The following is an 11,673-nucleotide window of genomic DNA, read 5'->3' as shown; positions in this document are numbered from 1 at the left end:
CTCCGGCCTACAAAACGCATCAGAAGATTTTTGAGAACTTATCAATATTGCTCGCATCGTAGACGAACGGCTCAGCCATCGCGCCGCTACCGTCGGCATCGAGCTTCACTTTGCCCAGTTTGCCCATGCTGGCTTCATCTTTGGTGGCGGTGCCTTTCACCAGGTCGTCGGCTAAATAGGTGGCGGCGTAACCCAGATCGATCGGGTTCCAGATCGCGAAGCTTTTGCTCGCCCCGGATTTCACCGCGCCGGCCATTTCAGACGGCAGGCCTAACCCCGTCACATACACTTTGCCGATTTTGCCCTGGTCTTTCACCGCCTGCGCGGCAGCCACGATCCCGACCGACGACGGGGAGACGATCACTTTCAGATCGGGATAGGTTTTCAGCAGGCCAACCGCTTCGCGGTAGCTCTTATCCGACAGATCGTCGCCATAGGCTACGGTGACCAGATTGACGGACGGATACTGCGGCAGCACCTTTTTCATCTCGGCAATCCAGGTGTTCTGGTTCGTGGAGGTCGGGGTAGCGCTCAACACCGCCACGTCGCCTTTTTCGACGTTCAGGGCTTTCAGCGCATCGGCGGCCAGCTTAACGTTGGTTTCACCGATCAGGGCGTTATTAGACGGATTCAGGTGGATCTGACGCCCGGCTTTTGCCACGCCGGAATCCCATGAAACCACTTTGATCCCACGCTGCATCGCCTTTTTCAGCACCGGCACCAGCGCATCGGGATCGTTGGCGGAGATGGCGATCGCATCCACCCCCTGCGCGATCAAACCGTTCAGCACTTCGATCTGCGCTTCGGCGGTGGTGGTGGTCGGGCCGGTATAAATGACTTTCACATCACCCAATTCTTTGGCGGCCTCCTGCGCGCCCACGTTCGCTGCCTCGAAGAATCCATTTCCGAGAGATTTCGCCACCAGGGCGATTTTTACTTCTGCTAAAGCGGAACCGGACAACGCCAGAGCGGCAACGGTGAGGATTAAGCTTGTCTTTATTTTCATTGCTTTTACTCCACTGAATTGAGTGTTGTGTAGGGTTTGCAGGTGTTTTTTCGCCCCGTCTCAATGAGCGGGGCGCGATGTTTTTATTTGTACAGCTCTAGCGCCGATTTCAGCGGGGTGACGCCAAAGCGTTTACCCAGCGCAATCAGCTCTTCCTGAGTGATGGTCTGTTTCATTCCGCCCATGGAATAGACCTTAACCAGCACTTCAGCCGACTTCTCAGCGGTGTCGATCAGGCCAAAGGCTTCATCAAGCGTCGGGCCACTGCCGAAGACACCGTGGAATGGCCACAGTACCAGGGAATGTTTTTGCATCTCTTGCGCGGTGGCTTCGCCGATTTCATCGGTGCCTGGCACCATCCACGGCAGAATGCCCACGCCGTCAGGGAAGACCACCAGACATTCGGTGCTTCCTTCCCACAGTTTGCGGGTGATGAAATCCGTGGTGTTTTCCAGCACGTAGGTCAGGGCGATCAGGTTGGTCGCGTGGCAGTGCATGATCACGCGGTCTTTGCCGTCCGTCGCTTTGATACGCTCGCAGTGGGAAAGGAAGTGCGCCGGGAGTTCAGAGGTCGGCACCGCTTCGTTCGTCAGCCCCCAAAGAATGTGGTAGCCCGCGCCGTCGCTGTCCACTTTTACCACGCCTAAATTCGCCGCCGGATCGAGCTGCACATTGCGGAAGAACTTGCCGGAACCGGTGACGATAAACGGCGTATTGGCGAGCAGCGGCATCGGCTGGCTCAGGGCGATATAGCGCGGTTTCGGGTGGAAATCCGCTTCGAACGGCGCAATGTCGGCGTCGTCCAGGCGCAAGGTCAGGTTGCCGCCGTTGCGCTCGTCCCAGCCTTTTAGCCAGGCGTCGGTGGTGGCTTTGATCATGCCCTGGACGAACCAGGCGTTGGTGATGGTGTGCATAGTCTTGTGATTCCTTTGAAAATGTCGGGCGACGCGTAGCGATCCCCGCTGACAAGTGTTCGTAAGCCCGGCAGGCGAAGCGCCGCCGGGCGCTGTTTTAGCTGCGAGTCGCTAGCACCTCTTTCTCATACGCCCGCACGTTGTCCAGCCACTGGCTGCCCGCTGGCGCATCGTTGCGCTGACAGTACATTTCCCACACGGCCTGCCACGGCAGGGATTTCTGCTCTTCCAGCAGCGCCAGACGCGCCGTATAGTCGCCTTGCTCTTCCAGCGCGCGCAGGGCCGCCGTCGGCTCCAGCAGCGCGCGCAGCAGGGCTTTCTTCATGTTGCGGGTACCGATCACCCACGCCGCAATGCGGTTGATCGAGGCGTCGAAGAAGTCGAGACCGATATGCACGCGGTCGAACAGATCGTGACGAATAATTTCGCTGGCGATGGCCTGAGTCTCGTCATCCAGCAGGACCACGTGGTCGCTGTCCCAGCGCACCGGGCGGCTCACGTGCAGCAGCAGGCGCGGGATGTACAGAATGGCGGCGGAGATTTTGTCAGAGATCACCTCAGTCGGATGGAAGTGGCCTGCATCCAGGCACAGCGCCGTCTGGCGGCTGGTGGCGTAGCCCATGTAGAACTCGTTGGAGCCAACGGTGTAGCTCTCGGCGCCGATGCCGAACAGCTTGCTCTCCACCGCATCAATGTGATGCGCCGGGTTCAGTTTTTCGCTGATCACCTCGTCGAGAGCCTCCAGCAGGCGCTGGCGCGGAGCCAGGCGGTCAACGGTGATATCTTTCATGCCGTCCGGGATCCAGATGTTCATCACCGACGGCGTGCCGAGCTGTTCACCGAAATACGCTGAAACGCGACGGCTGGCTTTGACGTGGTCGATCCAGAACTGGCGAATCTCGTCGTCGGAATGGGAGAGGGTAAAACCGTCGGCGCTCAGCGGATGCGAGAAGCAGGACGGGTTAAAATCCAGACCCAGTTTGTTGGCTTTTGCCCACTCCACCCAGTTCTTAAAGTGTTCCGGTTTGATTTCGTTACGCGCGACCGGCTCGCTGGATTCGAGATAAATCGCGTGCAGGTTCAGGCGTTTTGGTCCCGGAATTAAACTGAGCGCCAGCTCCAGATCGGCACGCAGTTCGGTGGCATTGCGCGCTTTGCCCGGATAGTTGCCCGTCGCCTGGATGCCGCCCGTCAGCGCGCCGCCGGTATTTTCAAAACCCGCGACGTCGTCGCCTTGCCAGCAATGCATGGAGACCGGCAGACGGTCGAGCTGACGCAGCGCCTCTTCGACATCCACGCCCACGGCGGCGAAACGCTGTTTAGCCAGTTCCCAGGCTTGTTCAAGTTGAGTGGTCATGCGCAAAGCTCCTTTGTCAGTCGTTTTTGCTGAAACTGCGCCTGATAGCGGGCAATTTCATGGCAGGGATTAGGGGTAAACGTGGTGAGCGGGTAGTTGTTCGTCACCAGCGTTCGGAAATCGTCAACGTTGGAAAGCTCGTCCAGGGTCATCAGTTGGATGCCGATATTGCCGAGCGTCGAAGCCTCAACAGGGCCGGCGACCACGGTGATGCCGCAGGCGTCGGCGCAAAGCTGGTTCAGCAGCTGGTTCTGGCAACCGCCGCCGACAATGTGCAGCTGGCTGAACGGCTTGCCGCGCAGAGCCGCCAGTTCGTTCAGCACGTCGGCGTAGAGCAGGGCGAGGCTGTCAAAAATGCAGCGCGCCAGTTCCGCCGGGCTGTGCGGCACGGGCTGTGCGCTCTCACGGCAGGCGGCCTGGATTTCATCGCTCATGTTGTGCGGATTGATAAAGCGGTCGTCGTTCGGATTGATCACGAAGCGGCAGGCCGGCAATTTTTCTGTCTCGGCGATAAGGCGCGCCAGGTCAGTGACGTTCTGCTCTTTCAGCACGCGCTGGAGCAGCCACAGCCCCATGATATTTTTTAGCACCCGGTAGCGGCCTTCCGCGCCGCCTTCGTTGGTGATGTTTGCCGCCAGCGACTTTTCGCAGGTGTACGGCGTTTTGCTCTCAAAGCCCATCAGCGACCAGGTGCCTGACGAAAGATAGGCCGCGTCGTGGTCTGCCAGCGGAGAGGCAATCACCGCGCTGGCGGTATCGTGACTGGCGACGGCGACGACCGGGATTTCATTCTTCTGCGGGCAAATCCAGTGACCGATCACATTGCCGGGGTGGGTCGGCGTGCCAAACCAGCTGGCGGAAGCGCCTGTCCAGTTGAGCAGGTTTTCATCCCAGTTATCAGAGTTGATATTCACCAGCTGGGTGGTGGTGGCGTTGGTGTATTCCCAGTTCATCTTGCCCGTCAGGCGATAGCTGAAGTAATCCGGGATCAGCAGCGCGTGGGCGACGTTTGCCACCAGTTCGGGCTGTTGCTCCACCAGAGCGCGCAGCTGGTAGAGGGTGTTAAAGGGTAAAAACTGGATGCCGCTGCGCCCGTAGATATCGGCTTTACCGAGCTGATCAATGGCGCGGGCCATCACGCCATCGGTCCGGCTGTCGCGATAGGAGACGGGCAGGCCGATGCGCTCGCCGTGGCGGTCGAGCAGCACAAAATCGACGCCCCAGGTATCAATCCCGATGCTGTCGATCAGAATGCCGTCGTCGCAGACTTTGTTCAGGCCAGTGCGGATTTCCGCCTCCAGACTGTCAATATCCCAAGTCTCGACGCCGTCCTGCTTTTGCAGGCTGTTACCGAAGCGATGGATTTCACGAAGCGAAAGTGCGCGCTTTGCAGGCGTATAGCTGGCAAGCATCACGCGCCCGCTGGATGCACCTAAATCGACAGCCACACAATGGCGAGAGGTCATAATTCGGTCCTTCTTGGAGTCATTGCGAAACAGTCTAAGAAAGGGAAGAAAAACGCACCTTCTTGCCACTGACAGGCAAAATCGCGCGCTGGCAAGAAAGCAAAGATGAACGTGAGGAAGTTCACAGTTTCCTGTTATGACGGGGATTTCAGCCCATGTGACCGTTGCCGCATTTCCGGATCTTTCCCGCTGTTTCTTGAAAAACTGACAGGCTTTGCACGCTTTGGTGTCGAAAATTGAAGGTGAGAAACCCGGCCCTTAATTACTATTTTGAGAACATTTCTCATTGGTGGTGGCCGATATGACCGTACTTCACAGCGTGGATTTTTTCCCTCACGGAAGTTCGCCAGTGGCGATCGAACCACGGCTTCCTCAGGCGGCTTTTCCTGAACATCATCATGATTTTCATGAGATTGTGATTGTTGAGCACGGTACGGGCATTCACGTGTTTAACGGCCAGCCCTACACCATCAGCGGTGGAACCGTGTGCTTTGTGCGCGACCACGATCGGCACTTGTATGAACATACGGATAACCTGTGCCTGACCAACGTGCTCTACCGTTCACCAGATGCGTTCCAGTTTCTCTCCGGGCTTAACCAGCTTCTGCCGCAGGAGCAGGATGGGCACTATCCGTCGCACTGGCGAGTGAATCAGTCCACCCTGCAGCAGGTGCGCCAGCTGGTGGGGCAGATGGAAACGGTAGAGGAAAATGCGGAAACGCATACGCGCGCCAGCCGTGAACTGTTGTTCATGCAACTGCTGGTTCTGCTGCGTCGCAGCAGCCTGGTGGAAGGGGCCGAAAACAATGATGCGCGCCTTAATCTGATGATGGCCTGGCTCGAAGAACACTTCGCGGAAGAGGTGTGCTGGGAAACAGTGGCTGATAATTTTTCCCTTTCCCTGCGAACGCTGCATCGCCAGCTCAAGCAGCACACGGGCCTGACGCCGCAGCGCTATCTCAACCGGCTGCGTCTGATCAAAGCGCGGCACCTGCTGCGTCATACGGACGATAGCGTGACGGATATCGCTTATCGCTGCGGATTTGGCGACAGTAACCACTTTTCGACGCTGTTCCGTCGTGAATTCAGCTGGTCGCCGCGCGAAATTCGCCAAGGCCGGGATGCGTCACTTCAGTAACGCGAGGAGAATCACCGTTTTTTTGCCGTAAAACAGCTAATAATGTCAGGTTATTAGCCGTTGAGGTGAGTTGTGGGCGCTCCGTTAATCCTTCGCAAATCCGATTTTTTTGCCAGTGCCGGGCAGGCTGTCGCGGTGGCCGATCGCTATCCGCAAAACGTCTTTGCTGAGCACACGCACGAGTTTTGCGAGCTGGTGCTGGTGTGGCGCGGCAACGGTTTGCACGTCCTCAATGACCGCCCCTACCGCATCACCCGCGGCGATCTGTTTTATATCCGCGCGGAAGATAAACACTCCTACGCCTCGGTCAACGACCTGGTTTTGCAGAACGTGATTTACTGCCCGGACAGGCTAAAGCTCAACGTCGACTGGGCGGGGTATATTCCCGGGTTTAATGAGGCGCACACCGCGCCGCACTGGCGATTGAGCAGCAACGGCATGACCCAGGTACGACACGTCATCACCCAGCTTGAACAGGAGAGCCTGAAGGCCGAGCCGGGCGCGAACGAGATGGCCGAACTGCTGTTTGCCCAGCTGGTGATGACCCTCAAACGCTATCGCTACGCAACGGATAACCCTTCTGCCACGGCGCAGGAAGCGCTGCTTGATAAGCTGATTACCACGCTTGCGGGCAGCCTGAATCGCAGCTTTGTGCTGGAGAAATTTTGCGAGCAGGAGCAGTGCAGCGAGCGCACCTTGCGCCAGCAGTTCCGCACCCAGACGGGGATGACGGTGAACCACTATCTGCGCCAGCTGCGTATCTGCCACGCGCAGTATCTACTGCAACATACGGAACTGATGGTGAGTGAAGTCTCGACGCGCTGTGGCTTTGAGGACAGTAACTACTTTTCCGTGGTGTTTAACCGCGAGGTGGGGATGACGCCGGTTCAGTGGCGTCATCACAGTCGAAAAGCGGCGTGATCAGTTCGCCATGCCAAGGCCAACAATGTTGGCGGCAATAATAATCACCACGCAGCCCAGGCTCAGCACGCTCACCGGACGCCGTCCGGCGTTGTTCCACTCCTTCAGCACCAGCCCCACTATCCCGCCGCACAGTACGTAGAAGCTCATGTGCAGCATCCAGCTCATGTAGTCATACTGCGGTGGAATGCTGGCGTGGCCCCAGGCGTAGAAGAAGAACTGCAGATACCACATCAGGCCGCCAAGCGCCGACAGCAGCACGTTGGTGATGATCAGGTGTTTTGCCAGTGAGAAGTCGGCTTTTACCGACAGGTTCTTCACTTTTGCCAGACGAATAAAGCAGAAGCCGAGGTTCACCAGCGCACCGCCGCCCATAATCACCACGTAGCTCGGCAGGGCGACATAGAGCGGGTCCACGCCCAGCGCTGCTGCGGCTTCGTGCATCGGTTTGGCGGCGTTCATGGCGAAAGACATCCCGGCGGAGAAAATGCCGCACATCACCGCCAGAATCAGCCCTTTCTTCAGGTTGAACTCTTCAGCGCGGATGCCCATTTTGCGCTCTTTCAGCTGGCCTGCGCGGGTGACTATCCCCACGCCGATCACCGCTACCAGCACGCCGAGCAGCGTCATCTGGCCGCCTTTGGTGTTGATCAGCACGTCGAAATTACCGTTCAGGATTGGCGTCATCAGCGTGCCGACAATCAGGGTGATACCAATGGCGATCCCGATGCCCATCGACATCCCGAGATAGCGCATGGTCAGACCGTAGTTGATATTGCCGATGCCCCACATCGCGCCGAAGAGAAAGACCGGCAGCAGCGTGGAGGCGCTAAAGGAGGAGAAGTACCCCCAGAAATCGGGCAACAGCATGGCGCTGATGGTCCATGGCAGGATCAGCCAGGAAACCGTACCGCCCACGGACCACATGGTTTCCCATGACCAATGTTTGACCTTTTTAAACGGGGCATAGAAACAGGCTGCACTGGCTGCGCCTATCAAATGCCAGAAAATACCCATCGTAATCGCATGATTCATTTTTACGTCCTCATCGTTTTTATAGGCCGGTGGCTTCCCTCCGACCCGATGAGTGTAAAAATTAAGCGGCGAGCGAACCTTCAGAAGGTTGCCGCACTTTTCTTGTCCATGGCAATCAGCGCGTTAACCACGTGAGCAGACTCACAAATTCGGCATTGGCACAAAAATGGATAACCTTATAAAAAGTACGGCATTGATAATCATTTTCAATATCATTTAATTAACTATAATGAACCAACTGCTTACGCGGCATTAACAGCTGTGCCGCCCGACAATAATGGAGAGGATTATGAGTTATACACTGCCATCCCTGCCGTATGCCTATGACGCACTGGAACCGCATTTTGACAAGCAGACGATGGAAATCCATCACACTAAACACCACCAGACTTACGTGAACAACGCGAATGCGGCGCTGGAAAGCCTGCCAGAATTCGCCAACCTGTCTGCTGAAGAGCTGATCACCAAACTGGATCAACTGCCAGCAGACAAGAAAACCGTTCTGCGTAACAACGCTGGCGGTCACGCAAACCACAGCCTGTTCTGGAAAGGCCTGAAAACCGGCACCACCCTGCAGGGCGATCTGAAAGCCGCTATCGAGCGCGATTTCGGTTCCGTGGACAACTTCAAAGCTGAGTTTGAAAAAGCAGCAGCGACCCGTTTCGGTTCTGGCTGGGCATGGCTGGTACTGAAAGGTGACAAACTGGCTGTGGTTTCTACCGCGAACCAGGACTCCCCGCTGATGGGTGAAGCGATTTCTGGCGCGTCTGGTTTCCCAATCGTGGGCCTGGATGTGTGGGAACACGCTTACTACCTGAAATTCCAGAACCGTCGCCCGGACTACATCAAAGCGTTCTGGGACGTGGTGAACTGGGACGAAGCAGCGGCACGTTTCGCAGCTAAAAAATAAGGTTGCACGATAGCCTGTGAGAAGCGAGTCTGATGACTCGCTTTTTTTGTATCTGCAGAAAGGAGCCATGATACATGCAACATCCGGTGAATGTGTTTACAGGCAAGATCAGGGAGTACGACGGCAGCCGTCCGAGCGCGATTGCCAAAGTGCAGGTCGACGGTGAACTGACGCTGACCGAACTCGGGCTGGCGGGGGATGAGCAGGCCGAGAAAAAAATCCACGGCGGGCCGGAGCGCGCGCTGTGCCACTATCCGCGCGAACATTATCTGCACTGGGCGCGGGAGTTTCCTGAACAGGCGGATCTGTTCGTTGCCCCTGCATTTGGCGAGAATCTGTCGACGGACGGGCTGACCGAAAAGAACGTCTTTATTGGCGATATTTTCCGTTGGGGCGAAGCGCTGATTCAGGTCACACAGCCGCGCTCGCCGTGTTTTAAGCTCAACTATCATTTTGGTATCAGCGATATGTCCGCGCAGCTGCAAACGGCAGGCAAAACCGGCTGGCTGTATCGGGTGATTCAGGGCGGGCAGGTATCGGCGGATGCGCCGCTGGAACTCGCTTCACGACTCAGCGAGGTGTCGGTTTATGATGCCTGTGCGATCGCCTGGCATATGCCCTTTGATGACGAGCAGTATCGGTGTTTGTTGTCAGCAGCAGGGTTATCGACAAGCTGGACGAGAACGATGCAGAAGCGCCGCATCAGTGGGCAGATCGAAGATAATTCGCGGAGATTGTGGGGCAAATAACCTCCACGTCGACCCTCTTCCCACAGGGCGAGGGGAGGAAAACCGTAGGCCGGGTGAGGCATCGCCGCCGCCCGGCACCACAGTCACTAGGAACGCTTATACAGCGGCAACCATAGCGTCAAACGTAATCCACCCAGCGGGCTATCGTCGGCTTTCACCCAGCCGCGATGCTGTTGAATGGCGGTCTCAACAATCGCCAGCCCAAGCCCTGTCCCACCGGATTCGCGATCGCGCGCTTCATCGGTGCGATAGAACGGACGGAAAATCTGCTCGCGGTCTTCCGGGCTAACGCCTGGACCGTCATCATCCACGTTGATGGTGATGCCGTCTTTATCGACCGAGAACGCCACCTCAATCTTCGTATGCGAATAGCGCAGGGCGTTACGCACGATATTCTCCAGCGCGCTCTCAAGCGTGTTGGGGTTACCGTACAGCGGCCACGGGCCTGGCGGGAAGTTGACGGTGAACGATTTGCCCATCTGCTCGGCTTCGAACGCTGCGTTATCCAGCACCTCGTGCCACAGGTGATTGGCTTTCACTGTTTCGCTGACCAGCGCGTTTTTCTGCTGATTGCGCGACATCACCAGCAGATCGTTGATCATGCTGTCCAGACGATGCGCTTCCATCTCAATACGCTCCAGCTCCTTGCTCTCACCGCTGCGACGACGCAGCAGGGCGGTGCCCAGCTGTAAGCGCGTCAGCGGCGTGCGCAGCTCGTGGGAGATGTCCGACAGCAGGCGTTGCTGGCTGGTCATCATCCGTTCAAGCGCTGTCACCATCTGGTTAAAACTGGCCCCTGCGGCGTGGAATTCTTGCGGCCCGGCTTCCAGTTCCGGGTGCTGTCGCAGGTTGCCCTGCGCCACTTCATCAGCGGCATTTTTCAGCTTACGCGCGGGTTTTGCCAGGCTCCACGCCAGCCATAACAGCAGCGGAGAACTGAGCAGCATGGTTACAATCAGCAGCAGCAGCGGTCGGTCAAACAGCAGGTTGATGAAGTCGGTCTGGGAGCTGCTCGCCGGTCGAATCAGATAGAGTTGGTAATTATCTTCCCCATCCTTGATGGAAAATGGCCCTACCATTTCTACCCGACCGTATTTCTTTTTCTGCGGGTGATCGGCGTTATCCGCCTGGCCAATGAAGTTGCGGATGATCTGCATTTCATTGCGTTCCGCGCCAATCACGCGGCCTTCGCTGGTAACCAGCAGCAGGCGTTGTCCGGGCGGCGCCCACTTGTCGATAGCGCGAAACAGCCTGCGCCACCACATCAAATCGTTAGGCGGATCGTTTGCCAGCTCGGCTTCTACGTGTTGCTCGATCATCACGCCCTGACGTTGCTCGCTGTCGAGAAGCTCCGTCATCTGGCGTGAGTCGAGTTTTGGCAACATCAAAACCAGCATTAAAACCAGTGCCAGCGTCAGCCAGAAAATGGCGAAAATGCGGGCGGTTAAACTGCCTATCATGAAGCGGAAACCATCAGATAACCGCGACCACGCAGGGTTTTAAACCATGGGTGACCGTCTTTGCGCTCCGGCAGCTTACGGCGCAGGTTAGAGATGTGCATGTCGATGGCGCGGTCAAACGGCGTGAGGCGCTTGCCGAGCACTTCCTGGCTTAAATGTTCACGCGAGACCACCTGGCCGAGATGCTGGGCCAGCAGGTACAGCAGGGTGAACTCGGTGCCGGTCAGTTCCAGCGTCTGGCCGTCAAAGCTCGCTTCCTGGCGGCCCGGGTTCAGGCTCAGAGAGTCCACTTCTAACGTTGGAGAACTGTTGTCAGTATTCTGCTGCTGTTCGCTCCAGTGGGAACGGCGCAGGATTGCGCGAATACGGGCAACCAGCTCGCGGTCGTTAAACGGCTTGGGTAAATAGTCATCCGCGCCCAGCTCAAGGCCGAGAACGCGATCCAGTTCGCTGCCGCGCGCGGTCAGCATGATTACAGGTGTCTGGTGTGTCTGGCGTAATTCTTTCAGCGTATCAATACCGTTTTTCTTCGGCATCATCACGTCAAGCAAAAGCAAGTCGATGCTGTCATCAAGCAGGCTCAGCGCCTGTTCCCCATCGTGGGCAACCAGCACGTTAAAGCCTTCCATGTCGAGCAACTCTTTTAACAGGGATGTGAGCTCTCGGTCATCATCAACTAACAGGATTTTATTCATTGTTTAAATACCTCCGAGGCAG

Annotated in this window: 11 protein-coding genes; 4 read left to right on the top strand and 7 right to left on the bottom strand. The window is 57.0% G+C overall.

From position 1 onward, the window contains the following. Nucleotides 1–19: 19 nt before the first annotated feature. From rhaS (ACB496_RS22105) to rhaB, 4 genes are all read right to left on the bottom strand, one after another. Entirely contained in the window at nucleotides 20–1,006 is a 987-nt protein-coding gene (gene rhaS, locus ACB496_RS22105; RefSeq protein ID WP_100778352.1) for a rhamnose ABC transporter substrate-binding protein, read from the bottom strand. Nucleotides 1,007–1,089: 83 nt separating this feature from the next. Continuing rightward, nucleotides 1,090–1,920, bottom strand: a complete 831-nt coding sequence (gene rhaD, locus ACB496_RS22100; RefSeq protein ID WP_100778353.1) for a rhamnulose-1-phosphate aldolase — start codon at nucleotides 1,918–1,920, stop codon at nucleotides 1,090–1,092. A gap of 97 nt (nucleotides 1,921–2,017) precedes the next feature. Beyond that, the gene (gene rhaA, locus ACB496_RS22095) at nucleotides 2,018–3,277 is read right to left on the bottom strand and encodes an L-rhamnose isomerase (protein ID WP_107702609.1); all 1,260 of its coding nucleotides are present in this window, start codon (nucleotides 3,275–3,277) and stop codon (nucleotides 2,018–2,020) included. After that, the gene (gene rhaB / locus ACB496_RS22090; protein WP_371973810.1) at nucleotides 3,274–4,743 is read right to left on the bottom strand and encodes a rhamnulokinase; all 1,470 of its coding nucleotides are present in this window, start codon (nucleotides 4,741–4,743) and stop codon (nucleotides 3,274–3,276) included. The genes rhaA and rhaB overlap by 4 nt, the downstream gene beginning before the upstream one ends. A gap of 301 nt (nucleotides 4,744–5,044) precedes the next feature. On the opposite strand from rhaB, the gene rhaS (ACB496_RS22085) reads away from it, so the two are divergent. Then, the gene (gene rhaS / locus ACB496_RS22085) at nucleotides 5,045–5,881 is read left to right on the top strand and encodes an HTH-type transcriptional activator RhaS (protein ID WP_107702611.1); all 837 of its coding nucleotides are present in this window, start codon (nucleotides 5,045–5,047) and stop codon (nucleotides 5,879–5,881) included. A 72-nt stretch (nucleotides 5,882–5,953) separates the two neighbouring features. Continuing rightward, nucleotides 5,954–6,802: an HTH-type transcriptional activator RhaR gene (gene rhaR / locus ACB496_RS22080; RefSeq protein WP_371973808.1), complete on the top strand. Its 849-nt coding sequence runs from the start codon at nucleotides 5,954–5,956 to the stop codon at nucleotides 6,800–6,802. Here the strand turns inward: rhaR and rhaT are convergent, their stop codons facing one another. Next, entirely contained in the window at nucleotides 6,803–7,837 is a 1,035-nt protein-coding gene (gene rhaT, locus ACB496_RS22075) for an L-rhamnose/proton symporter RhaT (RefSeq protein WP_102105684.1), read from the bottom strand. 289 nt (nucleotides 7,838–8,126) lie between these two features. On the opposite strand from rhaT, the gene sodA reads away from it, so the two are divergent. Both sodA and yiiM read left to right on the top strand, forming a co-directional pair. After that, nucleotides 8,127–8,747 (top strand): superoxide dismutase [Mn], encoded by a 621-nt coding sequence (gene sodA / locus ACB496_RS22070; protein ID WP_010436906.1) that lies wholly within the window; start codon nucleotides 8,127–8,129, stop codon nucleotides 8,745–8,747. Nucleotides 8,748–8,821: 74 nt separating this feature from the next. Next, nucleotides 8,822–9,496 carry a 6-hydroxyaminopurine reductase gene (yiiM, locus tag ACB496_RS22065; protein ID WP_371973805.1) on the top strand — a complete coding sequence of 225 codons (675 nt, stop codon included), beginning with the start codon at nucleotides 8,822–8,824 and terminating at the stop codon, nucleotides 9,494–9,496. Between the two features lie 86 nt (nucleotides 9,497–9,582). On the opposite strand, the gene cpxA is transcribed toward yiiM, so the two are convergent. Both cpxA and cpxR read right to left on the bottom strand, forming a co-directional pair. Beyond that, nucleotides 9,583–10,956, bottom strand: a complete 1,374-nt coding sequence (cpxA, locus tag ACB496_RS22060) for an envelope stress sensor histidine kinase CpxA (protein WP_319424306.1) — start codon at nucleotides 10,954–10,956, stop codon at nucleotides 9,583–9,585. Then, the gene (gene cpxR / locus ACB496_RS22055) at nucleotides 10,953–11,651 is read right to left on the bottom strand and encodes an envelope stress response regulator transcription factor CpxR (RefSeq protein WP_006179159.1); all 699 of its coding nucleotides are present in this window, start codon (nucleotides 11,649–11,651) and stop codon (nucleotides 10,953–10,955) included. Before cpxR ends, cpxA begins: the two co-directional genes overlap by 4 nt. Nucleotides 11,652–11,673 lie beyond the last annotated feature (22 nt).

Source organism: Lelliottia nimipressuralis (assembly GCF_041464075.1).
GTDB lineage: Bacteria > Pseudomonadota > Gammaproteobacteria > Enterobacterales > Enterobacteriaceae > Enterobacter > Enterobacter nimipressuralis.
The sequence above is the reverse complement of the archived record's forward strand: the minus strand, read 5'-3'. Positions and strand labels throughout refer to the sequence as shown.